The sequence below is a fragment of the Paraliobacillus ryukyuensis genome, assembly GCF_003315295.1.
GTDB classification, from domain to species: domain Bacteria; phylum Bacillota; class Bacilli; order Bacillales; family Amphibacillaceae; genus Paraliobacillus; species Paraliobacillus ryukyuensis.
Window position 1 is genome coordinate 1 of the sequence record NZ_QNRI01000017.1, and the last position, 22198, is coordinate 22198.

Here is a 22198-nt window from a genome sequence, read left to right on the forward strand (position 1 = left end):
TTAAGGCTAGAAAAAATGCTTAAACACTTCGATGGTCATAGTCTGTTAAATAAATCATTGGTCAATGCAACATTTGAAAGCTATGAACCTACTAACGATCAACAACAGAATGCAAAACGTACTGCGATGGACTATGTTGCTGATTTTACCGGAACAGGAAACCTGCTTTTCAGCGGAACATATGGAACAGGGAAAAGTCACTTATCTGTAGCGATCACTAAAGCATTAATGGAAAAAGGTAAAACATGCGTATTTATCAGCTTTCCAAAGTTACTAACCAAGATTAAAGACACGTATAACAACGATGGACCAACTGAAGATCAGTTAATGAACGCTATGAAAAATGTGGACTTGCTAGTCATTGATGATATTGGGGCAGAAAAGCGGTCTGAATGGTCAATCGCAAAGCTGTTTGAAATTATCGACGATCGAGCAGGAAAGGCAACCATCTATACAACCAATTTAAACAGCGAGGAATTGAATAATTGGGTTGGCGAGCGCAACTTTTCGCGCATCATGGAGAACACGCAACCAATTAAATTAAACGGTAACGACTACCGCAGAAAACAGTTTTAGGAGGATGGATAAAAATGAAAGTTGTAATCAATAAAAAATTCGGAGGTTTTTCTTTATCCGGAAAAGCAATCGAATACTACGCGAAGCTAAAAGGAATAGAAAATTTATTTCACTACGTAGAAGATATTCCAACAAAACTAGCCTTAAAAAAGACAGCTAATGAAGTAGATGATAATAATGTGATATTTGCTTACACAACTACTAAAGACTTTGGTGATGAGGTTGCAACTAACTATCAAAGCCCACTCTTTGACCATTTATATTCCCCGGAAATCGAACGTAACGACGAAGACTTGGTTAAAGTTATCGAAGAATTAGGGGAGAAAGCAAACACAAGGGTTTCATCATTAAAAATAGTAGAGATTCCAGATGATGTTGAGTACGTAATTGAGGATTACGACGGAGTGGAGTGGATTGCAGAAAAGCATAGAACGTGGAGTTAATTAAACAATTTTAGGAGTGATGGTGTGAAACGAAAAATTGCTAGTCGAAAATTAAAACGAACGTGTTCTTACTGCAACAGACCGTTTAATAAAAGCGACATTTATTATATTGATCGCAAAGTGGTTGGAATTGGATCTTATGTTAGTGCTTGTGAATTTATCGAATGTCCTAAATGCCATTACGACATGAAAAGGAGCAAAGAGAGATTCAAAACATTCGTTAAAAAATGTCATCATCCGATAGTTGATGAGGTCTGGCATCACATTCCAGGAGAAGCTGTTATGGAACCGTGCGGAAAACAATGTTTAATATGCGGTGATTTTACTTAAAGATTAGGAGTGACCAAATGAAATACCAACAAATAGGCAAACGAATTGGTGAACTGGTAGATGTTAAGAATGACCAATACGGAAGTTCTTTTGCTAAATGTGGTGACTTTCTCAAGATACTTTATCCAAATGGCATTCAACCGAATCAATATAAAGAGGTTTTAGCGCTTGCTAGAACGTTTGATAAGCAGATGAGAATCGCTAACGGTGATAGAGGTAATGAGAGTGCTTGGAATGATATAGCAGGTTATTCAATTTTAATGAGTGGGGAGGAAGTGGAATGAAGCTAGAACGCTTTAAATTTGGTGACATTATCGAAAATGGTTGGGCTAGTAAAGACAATCCTACAAGAATTGGGATATTTGTCCGTCACAAGAAGAAAACAATCGAAAAGACTAACGGAAAGGGTAAGTTTTGGGAAACCTATCACGATTCAGATAACAAAAATAAAAAGATAGGTACTATATTTGATAATCCTGAGTTATTGGAGGGAGGAGAATGAACGGACTATACTTCTTCCCGCCAAGACCAAACGGAGACAGGCGGTCAGTATTTGAAAAGTATCCAGAACTATGCAGGAGAATAGGATTTGTGAAGGAGGTTGAAGCTGTTGAGGTTCACGCCAATGAACGACGATTTGAACCACGAAAGACCATTGTACGCTGACAAAATGGTTGATTTGTATAACAAAGGTTACAGCTTTGAACAGTTATCTGAAATATTTAGATGCGATGGTTTTGAGGTTGTTCTTTGCTTGAGACACATGTCTGTAATTGAAAACAAACCAATTAGACCATTTGGTTTTAGGCATAAGAATATTAGTTGAAGCGGGGTGAATCTATGAAATTCTTGGATTTATTTTCTGGAATTGGTGGTTTCCGATTGGGGATGGAACAAGCAGGACACGAATCTGTAGGTTATGTGGAAATAGATAAATTTGCAAGAAAAAGCTATGAATCTATTTTTGCCACGAAAGGAGAATGGACAGCAAATGACATCACAACCATATCAGACGACGATATTCGATGTATTAGAGATAAAGGACGAATTGAAATTATCTGCGGAGGATTCCCATGCCAAGCTTTTTCAGTTGCTGGGAAACGGGGAGGATTCGATGATGCTAGAGGAACTTTATTCTTTGAGATTGCACGCATCGCAAATATCATCCGACCACGCTATTTATTCCTTGAAAACGTTAAAGGGCTGCTTAGCCACGATAAAGGGATTACCTTTGAGACTATCCTCCGAACCATGGATGAAATCGGGTATGATGCGGAATGGCAAGTGCTTAACTCTAAAGACTTTGGAGTCCCCCAAAACAGGGAAAGGGTGTTCATTATCGGACATCTTAGAGGAGGAGGTACCAGAAAAATATTTCCTATCGAATCGGAAATTAATGAACATTCTACATTCGAAAAGTCAACAGAAGCCGCAGTTGCTAGAACATTTACCGCAGGAGGAAACAGTGCAGGAAACCATAGTGGAATGACAATGATAAAGTTAGCCGGACATCTGGACATCAAAGGTCAAGAAAACATACGGCGTGTATACGATACGGGGGGGATTTCCCCTAGCTTAACTACGATGGAGGGTGGAAATAGACAGCCCAAGATATATCAATCTGTATTAACTCCAGAACGAGAAAATAAAAGACAAAACGGAAGAAGGATTAAAGATCCAAATGAACCAATGTTCACTTTAACTAGTCAAGATCGTCATGGGGTAAGCGATGGATACAGAATCAGAAAACTAACACCAAGAGAATGTTGGAGATTGCAAGGTTTCCCGGATTGGGCGTTTGATAAAGCCAAAGAAGTTAATTCTGATAGTCAACTATACAAGCAGGCAGGAAACAGCGTGACAGTTAATGTGATTTACGCAATAGCAAAGAAATTGGGGTGAATCTATGAATCCTAGCACAATACAAGATTACCAACGTAGCCATATTATCGACCAGTTAGCCAAGCATGGTTTTTATGATGTGGAAAGATTAACGTATGAAGAACTACAAAAGAAGTTAACTGTTAGAAGGGCGAAGAACATTAAGGTAGAAGCGCCAGCAAATAAATTTTTTTAGGAGTGATTACATGGAAGATCAAGAACGAATCAAGAATATCATCGCAACAGCAAAGCGTGAAGTCATAATTACAAAAACTAAAAGTGCTAATTTTTTACCGCATGTATTAATGCCTGTTAACTATGTTGAGTGTTTTATACAGCAAGCAGAAGAAAAGCAGGAGTTAGAAGAACGATTTGAGCATTTATCGGAACAACACGATCTAGCTTTAGAACAAAACAAACGGTATGAGGAAGCTTTGGAGGAAATAGCAAAGGAAGTACATCTTGATGGTGATTCTAAATTAGCTACTCAGAAAAAACTTATTAAAGCGATTATTAGTGCGCGTCAAGCACTACAAAACAAATAGGAGGTTGGAATATGCAATTGAACGAATTTCAAGAACTATCAAAACGAACATTACCAAATAGAGATATGAGAAAAGATGCTGCTAACTATGCTCTAGGACTAACTGGAGAAAGCGGAGAAGTAGCGGACGAGATTAAAAAATGGTTGTTTCATGGACATGGCATAGATCGTATGGCTATCAAAAAGGAATTAGGAGATACACTACATTACATTGCAGGACTTTGCAGTATATTGGGATTTGAATTAGAAGATGTGGCTCAAGAAAACATTGAAAAATTAAAGAAACGGTATCCGGACGGATTTAGCCAAGAAGCAAGCATTAATCGTGTTGAGTAGGAGGGGATATTAATGACATCAAACACAGCAAACAAGAATTACAAGCTAGAATACGAAAATAGCAATCTAAGACAAGAAATTCAGAGAAGAGACAAAAAAGAGCGTATTTATCAGTTTTGGATTACAGGTATATCGTTTCTCGGCGCATTATCAGCTATTGCATTTATCGTGTCGGTGGTTGTTAGATGATTAAACAACGCAGAAAGAGTAAGTACGGTAATAGAAAAGTAGAAATAGATGGACATAAGTTTGCTAGCAAATTAGAAGCTAGATACTACCAAGAACTAAAACTATTAAAAAAGGCTGGGGAGATCGTCGACTTCTCCCTACAGCCAAAGTTTGAATTACAGCCTTCCTTCAAAAAGAATGGAAAGACTACTAGAAAGATAACATACATCGCTGATTTTAAAATAGAGCGCTCTGACGGAACAATAGAAGTTGTAGATATAAAAGGTCACATCACTAAAGAATTTGCGCTCAAACGTAAGCTATTTGATTATCAGCATGATGTTCCGTTAAAAGTATTAGCTTGGAATAAATACAAAGGGTGGTATGAGGTGTGATACGCAGAACCACAGAACACAAAGCAGTTAATACCGAACGTGATCAGTTAATCGTCTTTACCGTATATGAGCAAGGTACAAAAAAGAACAGATTAAGCAGGAAAATATATTTACGAAGAAGCATGGGAAGGTGGTTTTTTGATGACAGTCGCATTTCAGATCATTCTACTAATTTTTATTGTTATATCGTTTTTAGGTACTTTTGCAGAGAGGAACAAAGAATTGAGCAATAAAATGTTGGCTATGTTTTTAGCGAGTTTGGCAGGGTTTATTGTTACTTTATTTTACTTCTAGGGGGAATGAACATGGCGAAAAGTGAGAACGCAAACGAGAAACTTGCTAGATGGTTGAATAGTTTAGACGGAATTAATCATGGCGCAGATTTTAGCGCGCAAGAAGATAAAACAATCATCGTTAAGCAAGGTGAAGTAATTGTATTAGACAAGCCTGCTAGCGGTTATGGAGAAAACGTAATTACTTGGGCTAATGGTGAGATACAAGGCGATCGGGTTAGTTATACGAATAAGAGGTAGTTGACAAAAAACAGTAAAGGACAGGTGGAAATGAAGCTTATTTTTAAAGGGAAAGTCGAGTTAGGTGACGATTGTCGAGTTGGTTTAGCAGAAGAAGATGGAGCTATAAGAATCGGAGATAAGGATGTTGTTAGAGAGATAGATGACACGTTTAGCTCAGACACAAAGTTAACTGTAGGCATTGCTGATAAAACGTTTACAGGTGAATTATTTGTTATGTGTGGTTGGGGATATAGCGAATACACTCCGATGGATAGCGACGAGTTAAAAGTAGGAGAACACAACCTAATTAGCATATTACAAGAACATGAAGATGAAGAAGTAACTATGTTTGTTTCCGATGAACCTATAGATGTATTGGAAGATTAGCACATAGTTCAACAAACTGTGAAACAACTAAATACTTAGTCTGACCGAGAAACGGAGGACACAGATGGCTTAACAGGCTGTTTGTGTCCTTTTTATTACTAACTAGGGGGTAATGGTTATGAGGTTTGAAACGAGAGATTACTATCCATATTTGGGACAGAATTTGAGTATTGAAGAAATGGAAGATCGTATTATAGCTGATACGAAACTACAGAAGGAATTGCGAGAAAAGGAAAGTGAAGCAGAATTTAGTCCATTTTCTTTCAAGATGATACTTAGTCCAGAGCGTAAAGATAAGAAGAAGCTACCACCAAAGCCAGTGAAAAAGAGCAGATATGCACAACAACTTTTTGAGATTGGGGCTGGTTGGGATGAATAATTGGGCAGATGCATTAATCTTACAGTATGAAGATGGACGTAAAGCGTTGAAAGGTATGCACAACGAATTAGGTAATTCCGACTTAGAGAACAGCGATAAATCTCACATCAATAGTATGATTTCGGAAATGTCTTTTGTTATCGAATGGTTGAAGAGCGGCAAAGAACCAGGGAAGATAAGAGGTATTGAAAAAAATTCAATTTATCAAGTTAATTCAATGGACGATATGGACTTGTTTCCTTCGCTACAAATAAAACCAACAGAAAGAGAACTGACAGAAGATGAAAAGCAATTGGTTTATGATGCGTTAAGAGATTTATCGCCAAGAGAAAGACAGGCGTTTATATTTCGAGAAGCGTACTTATGGAGTTATAAAGATATATCAAACGAGTTAGGTGTTGCGATCAGCACAGTACAAAGTTATTTAGAAAGAGCGAAAGAAAAATTATCTTGCCGTAAAAATGCCATAACAGCGTAGTTTTTATGAAAGGGAAAGGGATATAAACCACACTACATGTTGCATAGTTAGTAAGACCTTCGGTCTTTAAAATATAGAGGCACTCTTACGAGTGTCTTTTTTCGTTCTATGATTACAGAGCGCAAATGATTAGGATTAAGTTCCTGCTCTGTGATGATGGAGTGAGAATATAAGGGGGTAGGTGTTATGTAATGCCAAGAAAGAGAGATCCTAGACGAGATAAAGCATTCGAGATCTGGAAACAATCGAACGGAGAGAAGAAACTGAAAGATATTGCTGCAGAATTAGATGTAGCTGATACGCAAGTTAGAAAGTGGAAATCACAGGATAATTGGAACGATAAAGTAAAAGGTAACGTTACTAATTCGAAAAGGAACGTTACTAAACGAAAAGAACAGAAGAACAGAAGCGGAAATCCTAATCCAGTTAAGAAGTTTACCAAACGAAACAGCGCAGCTAGAAAGCATGGGCTAAGAGCCAAGTATTTCAGCGATACACAACAAGAGATTATGGAAGATTTCGAGGGATTCTCTATATCTGATCAATTGTGGATGCAAATAGAAATTAAGTTTTCTGCTATTATTCAACTTCAAAAAGTTATGTGGGTAGAAGAACCGACCGAAACATTAAGCGAAGTATCGTCAGAATCAGTTGGAATGGAAGGTTCGTCAACCAGCTATAAAGTCGCTTATGCTTATGAACAATATGAATCTTATATAAAAGCGCAGACAAGAGCGATGGCTGAATATCGCAACTTGGTCAAACAATTCAACGAATTATCTTATGAAGATGATGAGCGTAAACTGAAATTAGAGCAGATGCAAACAAACATTGATAAGACGAAAGCGGAAGTAGACAAATTAGAAAAAGACGATAAACAAAATTCAACTTCTATCACTATTGTTGATCGTTGGAGTGATGAAGATGATTGATATACAAAAAGAGGTTAATCCTCATTTTAAAAAAGTTTGGAAAACAAAAAAGCCGTATAACATTTTGCGCGGTGGTCGTAACAGTTTTAAATCATCTGTAATAGCTTTATTGCTCGTTTATATGATGATTTTGCTTATGACTAAAGGTGAAAAGGCTAATGTGGTTGTTATACGTAAGGTTGCTAACACCATACGTGATTCTGTTTACTTGAAAATACAGTGGGCGATCACCAAGTTTGGTTTAACGGATGATTTTAATTGCACTGTATCGCCATTCAAAATAACGCATAAGGCAACTGGATCTACGTTTTATTTTTATGGACAAGATGACTTTCAAAAGTTGAAATCAAACGATATAGGTAACATTATCGCTGTTTGGTATGAAGAAGCTGCTGAATTTAAAGATGCGGAAGAATTTGACCAAACAAATACAACGTTTATGCGACAAAAGCATCCATTAGTTGATATGGTTCGCTTTTTTTGGTCTTATAATCCTCCTAGAAATCCGTATTCGTGGATAAATGAGTGGTCAGAAAGTTTAAAGCATGAACAAAACTATTTAGTTCATAACTCTAGTTACATGGACGACGAATTAGGATTCGTTACAGAACAGATGCTCCAGGACATTAATCGTATAAAAAATAATGATTATGACTATTATCGTTATCTTTATTTAGGTGAACCAGTTGGGCTTGGCACAAATGTTTACAATATGGAGCATTTTAAACCGTTGCAGGAACTTCCTAGCGATGATGATATATTACTGATTGATGATTCGACAGATACAGGACATCAAGTATCAGCTACAACGCATGGAGCATTTGCTTTAACGAAAAAGCAAAACGTTATATTGTTGGATACGTATTACTATTCACCTCACAATAAAGCTAATAAGAAAGCACCAAGTCAGCTTTCAAAAGACTTTTACGAATGGCGGAAAAGTATTGTTGAAACTTATAAAAGAAATGTTGATCAAGAAACGATTGATTCCGCAGAAGGTGCTTTGCGAAATCAAATATTCTTAGATTATGGTATTAGATTACATCCAATAGCGAAGAAAAAGAAAGTAGATATGATTGATAACGTACACGACCTGTTAGCGCAAGGTCGTTTTTATTATTTAGATACACCTAATAACAAGATATTTATCGAGGAGCACAAGAAATATCAGTGGAAAGAGGAAACGAGAGAAACAGATGATCCGCAAGTTATTAAGGAAGATGATCACACATGCGATATGTTCCAATATTACGTTAACGACAATTTAAGGAAATTAGGATTGAAACATTAAGGTGGTGATAAACCATGTTCAAGCGATTAGTAAGCAGGGTAAGGGAGGTGCTATATAAAATGGGTCTGTTAAAAGGCATTAAGAAAGTAACGCAACATAAAGATATTTACGCTAATGATGAAATGTACGACAACATTGATCTGTGGAAAGCGTTGTATAAAGGTTATAGCAAAGATGTACACGACGTTGAATACTTTACCATAGAAAAAGGAAAGCAAGTTAGGCGTATGATGACACTGAACATGCCGAAGACAGTATCGGAAGAAATGGCTAGTCTCGTATTCAATGAAAAATGTGAGATTAATATTGATGACGATAACACACAAGATTATATTGCTGATGTTCTAAAGCACAACAAGTTTAATAAGCTTTTCCAAGATTATCTGGAATATAACTTCTCGACTGGCGGTATGGTTGTTAAACCTTACGTTGTTGATGATAAAATCAAGCTTTCATTTGTTACTGCTGATTGCTTTATACCTGTATCATACGGTAACGAAGGCATTAAAGAAGGTGTGTTTGTTGATGAATGGCGAGAAGGAAAATATAAGTACACCCATTTAGAATGGCACCTTTGGATCAATGGTATTTATACAGTTAAAAACGAAGTGTATAGGTCTGAAAACAATTCAGAGGATATAGGGATTAAGGTACCTTTAGATTCTGTTCCTAAGTTAGCTGGCATTGAGGAAGAACTCGGGATGCCGCCAATTACTAGATCATTATTTGCTTACTTTAAACCTAATATAGCAAATAACATCGACACACAATCGCCATTAGGCATTAGCGTTTATGCTAACGCTATTGATACATTGAAAATGATAGATACGATGTTTGATAGCTTACATCGTGAATTTAAGTTAGGTAAAAAAAGAATATTGGTACCGTCGCATATGGTTAAAACGGTTGTTGATCCTAATACAGGAAATATGCACCGTTATTTTAATGCAAACGACGAATCATACGAAGCGATGGACTTCGATCAAGACGCCAGTACTATTCAAGATATTAAAATCGAATTACGTGTTGATGAACACATAAGTGCAATCAACGCTGCATTAAACCTATTAGCAACACAGACTGGCTTTAGTACAGGAACGTTTACCTTTGATGGACAGTCTATGAAAACTGCAACAGAGGTTGTTTCTGAACAATCTAAGACATTCAAAACGAAGAAGGCACACGAAACAATCATAGAAGCAGGATTACAAGAATTAGTACATGCTATTTTAGAATTATCTAGCATTTATGGCATATACACTGCTCCAGATGATATTGAGGTATCTGTAGCGTTTGATGATTCGGTAGCAGAGGATAAACAAGCCGAATTAAATCGAGCAATTATAGAACTTACTAACAAGATGAAACCTAAATATAAGATTATTGCTAAGTATTATGGAATATCAGAAGAAGAAGCCAAACGGTGGATTCAAGAGATTAACGAAGAAAACGCAACGGTTGGCGCTGAATCGGTTGACTTTTTTGGAACTGGAGGTGGGAATAATGAACAAAATTCCTGAAATTTCTAGTCTTACTGTTGGAAAAGACCTAGTGCATTATAGTGGGTTAGCTATAATACACGCGGGAGAAATGGTGGAACCTGCGAAAAATAGCACACCCAGCAAATCGAAAACAAAAAATATTATTAAAGTTAATGAAGATGATAGCTGATGGACAAGCGAGAACTACAGAACCTTTCGCAACCTGTTACAGACGTTTATCTAGGTATTGAGGAGCAAATACTACTGAACATTGCTAAAAGGCTAGCAAAGCATAATTCTTTGCTTACAGAGGACAACATTCAATCTTGGCAAGTGCAGGCTTTGAGTGAATTAGAAGGATTATCGCAGGAAAATATACAATTTATGTCTAGCAAGTCTGGTAAAACGATTGAAGAAGTGCGAAAAGCACTTGAAAAAGCGGGATATAACATGATTGAGGATAACGAAAACATATTAAAACGCGCTGCTAAAGAAGGTTTGCTGAATGAAGCTCCACCAGTTGCAGAAAGTAGCGCTATTGCATCTATATTAGAAAGTTACGAGAGACAATCGCGAGAAACATTAAACCTTGTCAATTCAACAATGTTAAATCAATCAGAGCAAGCTTATTTAGATATAATCAATCGAACAACAGGTGAAGTATTATCTGGTGCATCAACGCCACAACAAGCATTACGAAAAACAGTTATCGAATGGGCGGAAACAGGCACACCTGCATTGATAGATAAATCAGGAAAACGGTGGTCTAGTGAAGCTTATATTAGTACGGTAATGAGATCAACTAGCAATAACGTTGCTAATGATATGCAAGAAACTAGATTTGATGAATACGGCAATGATCTGGTTGAAATATCTAGCCATAGTGGAGCAAGACCGAAATGCGCGCCTTATCAAGGGCGTATTTTTAGTAGGTCGGGTAACCATCCGAGGTATCCTGCTCTCGGCAGCACTAGTATAGGTGAACCGGACGGATTATTCGGTATTAACTGTGGCCATGTACAATACGTATACATTGAAGGTATATCTAAACAACGTTACAAACCAAGAGATCCAGAAGTTAATGACAAGGCATATGAGCGTAGTCAGAAACAACGTTATCTTGAAAGACAAATACGCTATGCCAAACGTGAAAAAGCTATGCTTGAAGAATTAGGCGATAAAGAAGGAATAGAAAGAGCGCAACGCAAGATTTTAAACAGACAGGATAATATGCGCCAGTTTATAAAATCGACCAACAGAACACGTCGCAGAAATCGAGAGCAAATAAGCTAGGAAGTGATAATGTGGAATGTTTAAAAGGAATGTCAGAACAGGACATGATTGAAATACATTGCAATTTAAACGGTTGGGAATGGGATTCAAGACTCGGAGAAAAACCTAAATATTTTGATGATATGCCTAATAGGGATCGAACGAGCAAGTTTGATAAATACTCAAAGATTACTCCCATTATGAAAGAAATCGAAAAAAGAACATCCGAAAGATCAAGATTAAAACATCATCATTTATATAATTTAGAAAGAACTAGAATTCAGTTTGAAATATGGTGGATCAAAAGGCTTTTTAGAAAAAAACTTTATGGCTATTAGTTTTAAAAACAGGAGGTGATCACTTGCCAGTATCTAAAAAAGAATTCAAAGAGTTGAAAGAAAGTCACGATCATTTGGAAAGCATGGTTATTCAATTGGTGATGCGTGTGCAAGAGTTAGAAAAGAAAAACGAACCTAAATACTTTGGTTAGGAAGGCGGTTAGCAATGCCAAGCTTAACAGAATTAAAACCATATGAGGTGTTTGAATATAGTTGGGGTACAGCTGTAAAACACAGAAATGGAGATTGGGAGAAAATATTCTTGAAGCCAAATGGCCAAGAAATTGATGTTACTAACCTTAATGTTATTTTGCGCGATAACGGAATAGAGTTTTTTGCTGATATAGCAGAAAGGTAAGGTGATCATTTATCTTGATGGTCATATATTGACTTGTCTTTGAGCAATAGACATTAAACAAGCTTATTTATTATGCCCTTTTTAAAGGTTTGGGGTAAAACTAAGCGTAACCTTTTGCGTGAGGTGTAACACGCCAAAAAACATTAATAAAGGAGAAGTGAGATACATGGATTTAAAAGAATTATTGGGAGAAGAACTTTATAAACAAGTTGAAGAAAAAGCAGGTGATAACAAGATAGCTGTTGTGTCTGATGGAAGTTATATTCCTAAAGATAAGTTCGATGCTGTTAATCAAGAAAAAAACGATTATAAAAAACAAGTTGGCGATCGAGACAAACAGATCAATGACTTGTCAGAAAAAGCTAAAGGCAACGAAGAATTAACAAAAGAATTGGACGACCTCAAAAAAGCAAACCAAAAAGCTACAGAGGAATACGAGAATAAGTTAAAGCAACAGTCTTTTGAGTATTCTTTGAAAGATGCTTTATCTGCTAATAAGGTTCGTAACCCTAAAGCTGTAAAGGCTTTGTTGGACACCGAAGCTATTAAACTTGATGGTGATAAGTTACTAGGTTTAGAGGAACAGTTAAACGCAATCAAAGAAAGCGACCCTTATCTGTTTCAAGAAGAACAGCAAGATCCACCTAAGCCTAACTTCACAACAGGTCAACATCAAAAACAAAGTGGTGCCGGTGAACCGTCTACGTTAGGTGAAGCACTAGCACAAAAATTCACAAAATAAAAAAACAAATGGAGAGTGATTGTAAATGCCAGTAACATTAGAACAAGCAAAAGTCGGCATGGCTGACAAAGTAGACCAACAGGTGATCGACGAATTTCGTAGGTCGTCTTTTTTATTAGACCAATTAACTTTTGATAATGCAGTTTCACCAGGTACAGGTGGTAGCACATTAACGTATGGTTACACCCGATTGAAAACACCGTCAACCGCCGGATTCCGCGCTTTAAACAACGAATATAGCTCAAACGAAGCAGCACGCGAGAAATTAGCGGTTGAACTTGCTATCTTTGGTGGTTCTTTCGATGTTGACCGCGTAATCCAAGACACAAGCGGTCAAATTAACGAAATGCAGTTCCAGTTGCAACAAAAGATTTTAGGAGCATCTAACTTGTTCCACTATACAGTGATTAACGGTGATTCTGCTGTTGATTCAAACGCTTTTGATGGACTAGATAAGGCTTTGACAGGTTCTAGCACAGAATTAAATACTGATTCTGTAATCGACCTTTCAAGCGAATCTGGCTTAACAAACAATAAGTTTGCGTTCCTTGATGAATTAGATAATTTCTTAGCTGATTTAGACGGACGCCCTTCTATGCTTATGGGTAACAGCAAGCTTATTACTAAAATTAAATCCGTAGCACGCAGAGCGGGGTATTTAACGCAGACAGAAGATGCGTTTGGCCGTACTGTTAGTGGTTACGACGGTATTCCGTTGATGGATTTAGGTTATTTCTACGATGGTTCTAACACTGTTCCTACAGTTGGTATTGAAACACGTACGGTAGGTACAGAACAAACCGGGTTAACAGACTTATATGCAGTAGGATTAGGTCTTGATGGCTTCCATGGCGTTTCACCAACAGGAAATGGTGTAATTCGTACATTCTTACCAGACATGAATCGACCTGGCGCTGTTAAAACTGGTGAGGTTGAAATGGTTGCGGCGGTAGCATTAAAAGCTACTCGAAAAGCAGGAGTATTCAGAAACATTAAAGTTCAGTAGTAAAGAAGGGAGTTATACCATATGGCTAAAATTATAGCACCTAACCCCGATTTTACAGGGGTTAGCGCTTCCCTACATTTTGTTAAAGGTGAAGCGGAAACAGAAGATGAATGGCTTTTGCAATGGTTCAAGAGCAAAGGTTATGAAGTTGAAGAACAACAGGATTCAGAAAACCCACAAGAACCAGAAGAAGACTTGGGAGATCTTGAGCCAAAATTTGAAACGGAAAATTTATCTGCTGAAGCAATTGACGAACAATACAACAAAGATGAAATTAAAGCTCGATTAGATGAATTAGAGATCGAGTACAAATCAAGCGACAACAAAGAATCTCTAATCGAACTATTGAAAGCATCCTCTAAATAGGGGGTGCTTTTATTATGCCTTACATTGATTACACATATTACACAGACGAATTTCAAGGCGAAGAAGTAGACGAGCAAACATTTAATAAATATGTTCGACGTGCTAGTGATTTAATCGATCAAGTGACTAACTATGTTATTGCTAAATACCAATTCGAGAACCTAGCAGCCTTTATTCAAGATCAAGTAAAGAAAGCTACTGCTGCACAAATAGAATTTTATGTAGTGAAAGGAAATCCTGCTGAATTAGATGCGGGAGAAGGGGTTTCTAACGTGTCTATTGGTTCTTTTTCTTATCAAGAAGGTAATAACAATCAATCTAGTAAACAGGCTAACAGGATTAGTCCTAATGCTTTGGAATACTTGCGTACAACCGGATTATTATACCGAGGATTGGACGTGGTGCATCGTGCCTACTATTAAACCGATACCTAAGAAAGTTTTAGTTCATGAAGTTATTTATATAAGTTCCCAACCAGAAGAAGGAGACGGATGGAATGATGGTCGTTCAGAACCGAAAACTATTTCTAATGTTCGCGTTGAACCAACAACCTCCATGAACAGAAGTTCAGATAGTCAAGGTGTACAAGCTAATCACGTTTTGTTTATTGATCGAGTTAATTCTAGTTTATTTCCAAGCGTAAAAGCGGGAGATAAGTTTATTTTTAATGATGTGGAACGAGAAGCTTCAAGCGTGAAAGGTATTAGTACATTTAGCGACGAATTTCATCATCTAGAGATTGAGTTGGTATAAATGTTAAACGTTAAAGTTGAATGGTTTGATATAGATAAAAAAATGGAACAAGCTTCGATGTTATCACAGAAATTTATTGATAATGAAGTGCTAAAAGATTCTAATTTTTATATACCAAAAGATCATGGTTATTTAGAAGAAAGTGGGATTACTCATACAAAAATAGGTAGTGGCCAAGTGTCGTGGCAAGAAGTATACGCTAGAAGGCTTTACTATAATCCACAGTACAACTTTAGTAAGGACAAAAATCCTAACGCTAGAGGTTTGTGGTTTGAAGAAGCGAAGGCACAAAACCTTGATGATTGGATAAAGGGAGCAGAAGAAGCGTTTAAACAAGGATTCTAGGAGGTGTAAAAGTGGATTTTTTGATTAGGTTAAAAAGTCACATGGAAGGTCTTGCTTTTACACCTTCTACCATTAACATTGGTCTGTATAACAAAAACGGAAACAGTGTTGCGATCAGACCATCGCCGAACAATATTAATGAGCGGTACATGTCGAAAGGCTATATCTATCCGTTCAGCTTTCAGCTATTAGTACACCACAAAGATAATACAATCGGTTACAACGAAATCGAGCAACTAAGAAGCACATATGAGAACTTAACTAACGGAGCGATCACTTCTGGTGATGGCTCTTTTAATTTGGTTTCAATGCAATGCACGACAACACCTAACTTTGTGCAAGAAACAAGTTATGGTGTGCTTTGGACAGCGATTTTTAACGCTGAATTAGAGATTAAATAGGGAGGTTTCACAGTGGAGCAATTACGTTTAAATATTCAGTTTTTTGCAGGATTTGAAATGATGTTTGCTCATCAATTCAACATTAATACAACACCAGATCAAGAAACGGAAACAATGGCGCCATTAGGCCCTGGTATTAACAACGTTGAGCCAGGTAACAATGAAGAGCTAGACCAAACCATTTATATAGATGGCAATGGTTACGGTACAACCGATGTAATAGGAGCACAAATGACGTTGGCGTATACTGGCCATCGTTATTACGGAGATCCGGCGCAAGATTTTATATTTGGTACACAACTAGAATTAGGTAACGGTAGAAGAACGAACTTTGAATGGATAGAACCAAACGGAGGAACTTTTACCGGTGACATCACTATCGCTAATATTTCGGGTCCATCTGGTGACGCTGGAGCAAAAGGTGAGGTTTCTTTTGAAATTCATTTCAACGGTAAACCAACATATACACCGCCTACACCCTAATGCGCCCGTCAACCTTACGGCACCTAACGAGACTGCAACTACTGTAGATTTAACGTGGGATGCGGTAAGCCAAGCTGACGGTTACAAAGTATATCAAGATGGGGCAGAGGTTGCACAGGTAACAGATACAACATATCAAGTAACTGGATTGACAGCATCAACAAGCTATGATTTTTACGTAACTGCTCTAAATAGCGATTACGGAACAGAATCAGAAGCATCTACAACAGTTACTGCAACTACAACAGCATAGGGTGGCTTCGGCTGCCCTTTTTATATGAAAGGGTGATTATATGGCTAAGATTACGTTTGATGTACAAAGTAGCAACTATGATGAAATTGAGATTGGCGACAGGGTATATAACGTTTATTACGATGATGCGAGCATTGAGAAATACCATGAACAAGCTAAGAAGTACGCTGAAAAATCAAAAGAATTTGCTGCTAAAGATATTGAAAATTTAAGTGATGAAGAAGTAGAACAAATGAAACAAGAAAGTAATGATATTGCTAAAGATTTTATTGAAACATTCTTTGGTAAAGGATCATTTGATGAAGTGTTCGAAGCTTGTGGGAGATCATCTTTTAATCTAGTGCGTGTTTGCGATCAATTAATAGAGTGGATGGGTTCAAAAACTGAATTGGCTAATAGTGAAGTAGCTGCTAAATATAAAACCAAACGCAAGAAGTGATAAGTCATGAGACTAACGGATTACTTTGAAGATACGATTGAGATCAACGGTATTACGTACAACCTAGATTTTACTTTTGATAATATTTTGCGCGTGTATGAATTACAAGCTGATCAAACGGTTTCAAACGCTAACAAGATTAACCTAATGTTTGATAATTTAGTGATTGATTGCGACCAAGAGTTAGATTTTAACGTAAAAGCGCAAGCAATTGAGAAGATACTTACAGAACTAATAGCTAAAGACAACATGAAGGAACAACACGAACAGTATCCAGATCAAGAAGCACAACAAACAACTGAAAAAACACATGATTTTATTCAAGATGCGGAGTTAATTTACGCATCTTTTTTATATGACTACAACATTGATTTATTTGAGCAACAAGGATTAATGCATTGGAACAAGTTTATTGCTTTGTTTAACAACTTAAGTCAGAAAACGGTGTTTAAACAGGTAGTTAAGATACGTACTGATCCACTACCTAAGCCTAATAAGCACAACATGAAAGAGCGTTCCAATTTAATTAAAGCTAAACAGTTCTACAGCTTAGATAAATCCAACGAAGCGATAGAAAACCAAATTAATAGCACGTTTGATAATGTAGCAAGAATTTTCAAAGCCTCAGCCGAGAAAGGCAGGTGAGATAATTGGCAGATGGACGCATAACGATTGACACGACGGTTAACAAAAAAGGAGCCGAAAAAGGTTTATCGGATTTACAAAAGAGCGTTGAAGGCACATCAAAAAAGATGAAAAAAATTGGCGGTAACATGAGTAAGTATGTTACTGCTCCAATACTAGCTGTTGGTGGTATCGCATTAAAAATAGCAACAGATTTTGACAATGCTAATAGACAAATACAGCAAGGCTTAAACGTATCTGCAGATGAAGCTGAAAAACTTACAGAAGTGGCAAACAATATCTATAAAAAAGGTTTTGGTCAAAGCTTAGAAGATACGTCACAGGCTGTTATTGATGTAAAAAATAACTTTCAAGATTTAGTAGATGCATCGGATCTAGAAACTGTCACAACCGATGCAATGGCTTTGGCAAAAACATTGGGTGAAGATGTTAACTGGGTTGCTCGAGCAGGTTCTACGTTGATGCGTGAATTTGGTGAGGATTCACAAAGTGCTTTTGACATGATCGCTTGGGGTTCAAAAAACGGATTGAACTTTTCGGAGGAGTTACTGGATAACATATCAGAATACGGTCCGTTATTTGCTGACATGGGTTACAGCACACAAGAATATTTTGAACTGCTAAGAAAAGGTGCAGACGAGGGAGCTTATAACTTAGATTACTTGAATGATACCGTTAAAGAATTTAACGTTCGCTTGAATGATGGAACAGCAGAAGAAGCTATCGGAAGTCTTTCAAAAGAGACACAGAACTTGTTCCAAGATTGGAAAGACGGAGAAGCAACCACAGCTGAGGTTATGGATGCTGTAACTGGTGACTTGTCAGAAATGGACAAGACAGCCGTTAATGCAATTGGTCCAGAGATTTTTGGAACGAAATTTGAGGATATGGGCGCTGATGCTATCATTGCGATGGGTAACGTTGAGGGGGAAATTGAAAATGTAGATGGTGCTATGCAAGATATAACAGATTCACAAGAAGAAGCGTTCGGACAGAGATTTCAAAGTTTAATAAGAAACACAGGGGAAGCGTTAAAACCTACTGGCGAGATTTTGCTAGATATAGCGGAAGAATATCTACCTCCATTAATTAAAGGTGTTCAAAGTCTTGCTGAATGGTTTCAAGACCTATCACCGCATATTCAAAAAGCTATGGTTATATTCGGTGCGATTGCGGCGGTGTTAGGACCAATAATTGTCGTTATCGGTACACTAGTAAGTGCAATATCAAGTATCATGACAGCGCTAGGACCTGTCATTAGTTTATTCAAAATAATTGGACCTATTATAGGCGGTGTAGCAAGTGGTCCTGTGTTATTAATTATCGGAGCTATCGGTCTATTAATCACTATAGGTGTGCTTCTTTGGAAAAATTGGGACACAGTTAAGGAAAAGGCTATAGAAATATGGGGAGCAATATCTCAATTTTTTTCCGATACATGGGAATGGATTAAACAGACGATAACAGATAATTGGAATACCATTAAAGAAACACTTCTAAACGCGTGGACTTGGGCGAAAGAAACGACAGAAGAAAATTGGAATAAGGTTAAAGAATTTTTCTCCGTTGTTTGGCAAAGCATCGTTGGTGTTTTTAAATGGTACATCGATACAGTTAAAAAAAATGTAGAAACAGCTTGGAACTGGATAAAAGAAACAACGTCTAAAGTTTGGAACGGAATTAAAACGTTCTTTACTGATTTATGGGAAAAAATTAAAAGTGTTGTCAAAAGTGCGGTAGATAGTGTTAAGAACAAAATAAGTAATGTTTGGAATACTATTAAATCTACCACATCAAGTATGTGGAACGGAATTAAATCAACAGTAACTGGCGTATGGGATACTTTAAAATCTAAAGTGAAAAATGCTTTTAACACAATCAAAGATACTATCAGTGGTGTATGGGATAGTGTTAGTTCGTCAACTGATGATATATGGAACGGTATTACCGGTTCTGTGAAAAGTGCTATCAATGGTGTTATATCAGCAATAAACGGAATGATTAATGCGTTGAATGGCTTAAGTATTCCTTTGCCGACTATACCAGATTGGGTTCCGGGAATGGGCGGAAAAGGTGGAGGTTCTATTAGCTTCCCTAACATACCGAACATACCTAGCCTTGATGTAGGTACAAACCTTGTTAAAAGTGATGGTCTAGCCATGATACACAAGGGCGAGCAAGTTGTTCCTGCTAAGCATACAGGACCATATAAAACAAATCAAGAAGAAAGAAAGATTGTTATCCAACCGTCAGCTGTAGTTATGGATGGTAGAGAAGTTGGAACTATTACTTGGGAATACGTAGACGAAAATATCCAAAGGAATAACCGCGTTAAAGAAGCGTTTAGATAGGAGGTGTGGTATTGAGCTCTTTTTTATTTAATGGAACCGATTTAACCGAGTATTTAGATGTGATAGCGATTAGAGGAAGAGGTTTTAATAATTACGATTTAGAAACAGTTACTGTTCCTGGTATGGACGGGGTTCATGTGCAAGGTAAGAAACGACCGGCTAAATTGATTGAAGTTGAAGTGAATGTTAGAGCGTTAAATCGTGAAGAATTGCGTACTAAAATTGATGAACTGAATGCATTACTTGATGTTGATGAAGATGTTCCGATTGTATTTCCGGACGAACCTAATATGACTTATTACGGAAGGACGGAAGCGTCAAACGAAAGCAATGAATATTTTTTTATGCATAAGGGTTCTTTTACTATTATTTGCTCTGATCCGCGCAAATATGGCGAAGAAATAAACGAAGGTTTAACAGATCAAGGAACAATTATTGATGTTAGCGGTACAGCAGAAGCACAACCAGTAATTGAATTAGAAGTATTAGCACCTATTACGTTTGCAATGGTTTCTGATGGAAATGAATTTATGCTCATTGGACAACCGACAGATGTTACGACAACACCAGTAAACAAAGAAGAAAAGATTTTTCATCATGATATGGAAGCTATGCTTGGTTGGGTAGATACAGATGTGATAGGTGAAGGTTATATTAAAGGCTCATTCGGCGTTACTAATTATGGATTCTATCCTATTTTTCCAGATCCAAATGCAGGCGCTTATGAATGGTATGGCCCTGCAAAAAAACATAGCCTTTCTGAACCTGTTCAAGATTTTTTAATGGACATGGGATTTCGTTTTTATGCGGAATCGTTAGGAGGGTCTGTTGGGCGTATTGAGATGTACGGACTGGATGCCACAAACAATATAGTATTCAGGGCGTGGATAGAAGATAAGTGGTTCGGGTATGATCATTTTGGACTTTGTCTGGAAATTGGAAATGGTGAGCGTACAGAATATTTCACGCTACCGAAAAACTTAGAAGATATTTACGGAAGAATGAAAGTCAAGCGAGAAGGAAACAACTGGACACTTATCATGCAACTACTTAAAGATGGTTCTGGTCGTGTCGTACTTAGAGAGTGGACAAGAACGCTTGAATCCGATCAAGTGCTGCAACAAGTATCGCAAGTTCAGTTAGCATTCCAGAAATTCTACGACACGAACGAAGAAGATATGGAAGTATTGCTTATGCGTTGTTTTAAATTAAATGATGTAGAGGGTATACCATATATTGCACAAGCTGGTGATATGATCACATTTGATAATAGAGATAATCAGAATTACGATCCAGAAATACGTATAAATGGTGAGTTGCGCAATGATCTAAAAGATTTTGGGGCAACGCCATTCACGCTCCAACCGGGACAAAATACATTGGCATTACTACCAGATGGGTTAGTGCAAGGATATTTACGTTATAGACCAACTTATAAGTAAGGGGGTGAGTATTATTGCAATCTTTAATTCATCTTACCGATAAGCAAAGTGGTTTAGTGGTTGATTACATTTCGGAGAAAAACTATTGGAACGATGTACGAACGATTGAGTTACAAAACAATCGTGATACGTTTGATTTCACGACTTTTTCTGATCGTTCTTTTTCTAAACATATTGCCGATCAGAACCGTATTGTTATACCTGATCGCAAAGTAGGGTACGCAGAGTTTATTATTGATGAGCATAAACAAGCGCTTAATAGTAATGGTAGTCATCACATAACGGTATGGTCATCAGCAAGTTATTTACGATTAAAAAAAGCGAAAATAATTAATCCGAAAACAACCGGCACAGATACAGCTGCTAAACATGTAGATGATACATTGATCGACACTGGATGGAAGCGTGGCAAAATTGCACATACTGGATTGAGGACATTTGTGATTGAAGAACATACCAATCCATACGCATTTTTGAAACGTATAGCAAGTGAATTTAACCTAGAATTACAGTTTCGTATTGCGATTCAAAACGGTGAAATTGTTCGCTATGTTGATATGCTTGAGCGCGTTGGTCGTTGGCGAGGTTTTGAAGCTGCATTCGGTTACAATCTATTAGGTATTGAGCGGAAAAGCACATCTAGTGGTGTCGTTACTGCATTATTAGGTGTTAGTCCTGCGGATACTGATGGGAATGTGAAAACGTCTTTAAAATATGATTATCAAGCATTGCAAAGATGGGGCATGAAGGATAGTAATGGACAATTAAAGCATTTATATGCTGTCTACTATCCGCAATCAACCGATCAAGAAATGACGCAAGAACGCTTAGACACATTAACAGAAAATGAATTAGAGAAACGCGTTAA

General features: G+C 37.3%; 37 protein-coding genes. All 37 read left to right on the forward strand.

Annotated elements, in window-relative coordinates; genetic code table 11:
* A partial coding sequence (locus DES48_RS15060; RefSeq protein ID WP_113870136.1) for an ATP-binding protein occupies positions 1-576 on the forward strand: 576 nt, incomplete at its 5' end.
* Positions 577-590: 14 nt separating this feature from the next.
* Complete coding sequence (locus tag DES48_RS15065) at positions 591-1019, forward strand: hypothetical protein (protein WP_113870137.1); 429 nt, start codon at positions 591-593, stop codon at positions 1017-1019.
* Positions 1020-1366: 347 nt separating this feature from the next.
* On the forward strand, positions 1367-1633 hold the full coding sequence (locus tag DES48_RS15075) for a hypothetical protein (protein ID WP_113870139.1): 267 nt from the start codon (positions 1367-1369) through the stop codon (positions 1631-1633).
* Positions 1630-1851: a hypothetical protein gene (locus DES48_RS15080; protein WP_113870140.1), complete on the forward strand. Its 222-nt coding sequence runs from the start codon at positions 1630-1632 to the stop codon at positions 1849-1851. The genes DES48_RS15075 and DES48_RS15080 overlap by 4 nt, the downstream gene beginning before the upstream one ends.
* Before the next feature lie 338 nt (positions 1852-2189).
* Positions 2190-3251 (forward strand): DNA (cytosine-5-)-methyltransferase, encoded by a 1062-nt coding sequence (dcm, locus tag DES48_RS15085; RefSeq protein WP_113870141.1) that lies wholly within the window; start codon positions 2190-2192, stop codon positions 3249-3251.
* A gap of 4 nt (positions 3252-3255) precedes the next feature.
* The gene (locus DES48_RS16020; protein ID WP_170126243.1) at positions 3256-3426 is read left to right on the forward strand and encodes a hypothetical protein; all 171 of its coding nucleotides are present in this window, start codon (positions 3256-3258) and stop codon (positions 3424-3426) included.
* A 10-nt stretch (positions 3427-3436) separates the two neighbouring features.
* On the forward strand, positions 3437-3775 hold the full coding sequence (locus tag DES48_RS15090) for a hypothetical protein (RefSeq protein ID WP_113870142.1): 339 nt from the start codon (positions 3437-3439) through the stop codon (positions 3773-3775).
* A gap of 11 nt (positions 3776-3786) precedes the next feature.
* Positions 3787-4110: a nucleoside triphosphate pyrophosphohydrolase family protein gene (locus DES48_RS15095; protein WP_113870143.1), complete on the forward strand. Its 324-nt coding sequence runs from the start codon at positions 3787-3789 to the stop codon at positions 4108-4110.
* A 12-nt stretch (positions 4111-4122) separates the two neighbouring features.
* Positions 4123-4299: a hypothetical protein gene (locus DES48_RS16025; protein ID WP_170126244.1), complete on the forward strand. Its 177-nt coding sequence runs from the start codon at positions 4123-4125 to the stop codon at positions 4297-4299.
* Positions 4296-4673 (forward strand): DUF1064 domain-containing protein, encoded by a 378-nt coding sequence (locus DES48_RS15100; RefSeq protein WP_113870144.1) that lies wholly within the window; start codon positions 4296-4298, stop codon positions 4671-4673. Before DES48_RS16025 ends, DES48_RS15100 begins: the two co-directional genes overlap by 4 nt.
* A 141-nt stretch (positions 4674-4814) precedes the next feature.
* Complete coding sequence (locus DES48_RS16030; RefSeq protein WP_170126245.1) at positions 4815-4967, forward strand: hypothetical protein; 153 nt, start codon at positions 4815-4817, stop codon at positions 4965-4967.
* Positions 4968-4978: 11 nt separating this feature from the next.
* Positions 4979-5206, forward strand: coding sequence for a DUF3954 domain-containing protein (locus tag DES48_RS15105; RefSeq protein ID WP_113870145.1), 228 nt, complete (start codon positions 4979-4981; stop codon positions 5204-5206).
* Positions 5207-5575 (forward strand): hypothetical protein, encoded by a 369-nt coding sequence (locus DES48_RS15110; protein ID WP_113870146.1) that lies wholly within the window; start codon positions 5207-5209, stop codon positions 5573-5575. It begins immediately after the preceding gene.
* A 118-nt stretch (positions 5576-5693) separates the two neighbouring features.
* Entirely contained in the window at positions 5694-5954 is a 261-nt protein-coding gene (locus DES48_RS15115; RefSeq protein ID WP_113870147.1) for a hypothetical protein, read from the forward strand.
* Entirely contained in the window at positions 5947-6432 is a 486-nt protein-coding gene (locus DES48_RS15120; RefSeq protein WP_170126246.1) for a sigma-70 family RNA polymerase sigma factor, read from the forward strand. Before DES48_RS15115 ends, DES48_RS15120 begins: the two co-directional genes overlap by 8 nt.
* Before the next feature lie 191 nt (positions 6433-6623).
* Positions 6624-7364, forward strand: a complete 741-nt coding sequence (gene terS, locus DES48_RS15125) for a phage terminase small subunit (protein ID WP_113870149.1) — start codon at positions 6624-6626, stop codon at positions 7362-7364.
* Positions 7351-8655: a PBSX family phage terminase large subunit gene (locus DES48_RS15130; protein ID WP_113870150.1), complete on the forward strand. Its 1305-nt coding sequence runs from the start codon at positions 7351-7353 to the stop codon at positions 8653-8655. Before terS ends, DES48_RS15130 begins: the two co-directional genes overlap by 14 nt.
* A gap of 14 nt (positions 8656-8669) precedes the next feature.
* The gene (locus DES48_RS15135; protein ID WP_113870151.1) at positions 8670-10175 is read left to right on the forward strand and encodes a phage portal protein; all 1506 of its coding nucleotides are present in this window, start codon (positions 8670-8672) and stop codon (positions 10173-10175) included.
* A complete protein-coding gene (locus DES48_RS16035; protein ID WP_170126247.1) occupies positions 10159-10326 on the forward strand; it encodes a hypothetical protein in 168 nt (55 codons plus the stop codon). Before DES48_RS15135 ends, DES48_RS16035 begins: the two co-directional genes overlap by 17 nt.
* On the forward strand, positions 10326-11429 hold the full coding sequence (locus DES48_RS15140; RefSeq protein WP_113870152.1) for a phage minor capsid protein: 1104 nt from the start codon (positions 10326-10328) through the stop codon (positions 11427-11429). Before DES48_RS16035 ends, DES48_RS15140 begins: the two co-directional genes overlap by 1 nt.
* Before the next feature lie 11 nt (positions 11430-11440).
* Positions 11441-11746: a hypothetical protein gene (locus tag DES48_RS15145; protein WP_113870153.1), complete on the forward strand. Its 306-nt coding sequence runs from the start codon at positions 11441-11443 to the stop codon at positions 11744-11746.
* A 23-nt stretch (positions 11747-11769) separates the two neighbouring features.
* Positions 11770-11898, forward strand: a complete 129-nt coding sequence (locus DES48_RS16470; protein ID WP_281269253.1) for a hypothetical protein — start codon at positions 11770-11772, stop codon at positions 11896-11898.
* A 14-nt stretch (positions 11899-11912) separates the two neighbouring features.
* Positions 11913-12104: a hypothetical protein gene (locus DES48_RS15150; RefSeq protein WP_113870154.1), complete on the forward strand. Its 192-nt coding sequence runs from the start codon at positions 11913-11915 to the stop codon at positions 12102-12104.
* A gap of 166 nt (positions 12105-12270) precedes the next feature.
* Entirely contained in the window at positions 12271-12846 is a 576-nt protein-coding gene (locus DES48_RS15155; protein WP_113870155.1) for a phage scaffolding protein, read from the forward strand.
* Positions 12847-12871: 25 nt separating this feature from the next.
* Positions 12872-13852, forward strand: coding sequence for a major capsid protein (locus DES48_RS15160; RefSeq protein WP_113870156.1), 981 nt, complete (start codon positions 12872-12874; stop codon positions 13850-13852).
* Between the two features lie 21 nt (positions 13853-13873).
* On the forward strand, positions 13874-14218 hold the full coding sequence (locus DES48_RS15165) for a hypothetical protein (RefSeq protein WP_113870157.1): 345 nt from the start codon (positions 13874-13876) through the stop codon (positions 14216-14218).
* Between the two features lie 14 nt (positions 14219-14232).
* A complete protein-coding gene (locus tag DES48_RS16040) occupies positions 14233-14640 on the forward strand; it encodes a head-tail connector protein (protein ID WP_170126248.1) in 408 nt (135 codons plus the stop codon).
* Positions 14627-14971 carry a putative minor capsid protein gene (locus tag DES48_RS15170; RefSeq protein ID WP_170126249.1) on the forward strand — a complete coding sequence of 115 codons (345 nt, stop codon included), beginning with the start codon at positions 14627-14629 and terminating at the stop codon, positions 14969-14971. Before DES48_RS16040 ends, DES48_RS15170 begins: the two co-directional genes overlap by 14 nt.
* Positions 14972-15316 (forward strand): minor capsid protein, encoded by a 345-nt coding sequence (locus DES48_RS15175; protein WP_113870159.1) that lies wholly within the window; start codon positions 14972-14974, stop codon positions 15314-15316.
* Between the two features lie 11 nt (positions 15317-15327).
* The gene (locus tag DES48_RS15180) at positions 15328-15717 is read left to right on the forward strand and encodes a phage tail terminator protein (protein ID WP_113870160.1); all 390 of its coding nucleotides are present in this window, start codon (positions 15328-15330) and stop codon (positions 15715-15717) included.
* 12 nt (positions 15718-15729) lie between these two features.
* Complete coding sequence (locus DES48_RS15185) at positions 15730-16200, forward strand: phage tail tube protein (RefSeq protein WP_245911497.1); 471 nt, start codon at positions 15730-15732, stop codon at positions 16198-16200.
* The gene (locus DES48_RS15190) at positions 16151-16453 is read left to right on the forward strand and encodes a fibronectin type III domain-containing protein (RefSeq protein WP_170126250.1); all 303 of its coding nucleotides are present in this window, start codon (positions 16151-16153) and stop codon (positions 16451-16453) included. The genes DES48_RS15185 and DES48_RS15190 overlap by 50 nt, the downstream gene beginning before the upstream one ends.
* Before the next feature lie 40 nt (positions 16454-16493).
* On the forward strand, positions 16494-16892 hold the full coding sequence (locus DES48_RS15195) for a hypothetical protein (protein ID WP_113870162.1): 399 nt from the start codon (positions 16494-16496) through the stop codon (positions 16890-16892).
* A 6-nt stretch (positions 16893-16898) separates the two neighbouring features.
* The gene (locus DES48_RS15200; protein ID WP_113870163.1) at positions 16899-17537 is read left to right on the forward strand and encodes a Gp15 family bacteriophage protein; all 639 of its coding nucleotides are present in this window, start codon (positions 16899-16901) and stop codon (positions 17535-17537) included.
* A 5-nt stretch (positions 17538-17542) separates the two neighbouring features.
* Positions 17543-19888, forward strand: coding sequence for a phage tail tape measure protein (locus DES48_RS15205; RefSeq protein ID WP_113870164.1), 2346 nt, complete (start codon positions 17543-17545; stop codon positions 19886-19888).
* Between the two features lie 11 nt (positions 19889-19899).
* On the forward strand, positions 19900-21330 hold the full coding sequence (locus tag DES48_RS15210) for a distal tail protein Dit (protein ID WP_170126251.1): 1431 nt from the start codon (positions 19900-19902) through the stop codon (positions 21328-21330).
* 14 nt (positions 21331-21344) lie between these two features.
* The coding region (locus tag DES48_RS15215) for a phage tail spike protein (RefSeq protein WP_211318498.1) at positions 21345-22198 on the forward strand (854 nt) is incomplete at its 3' end.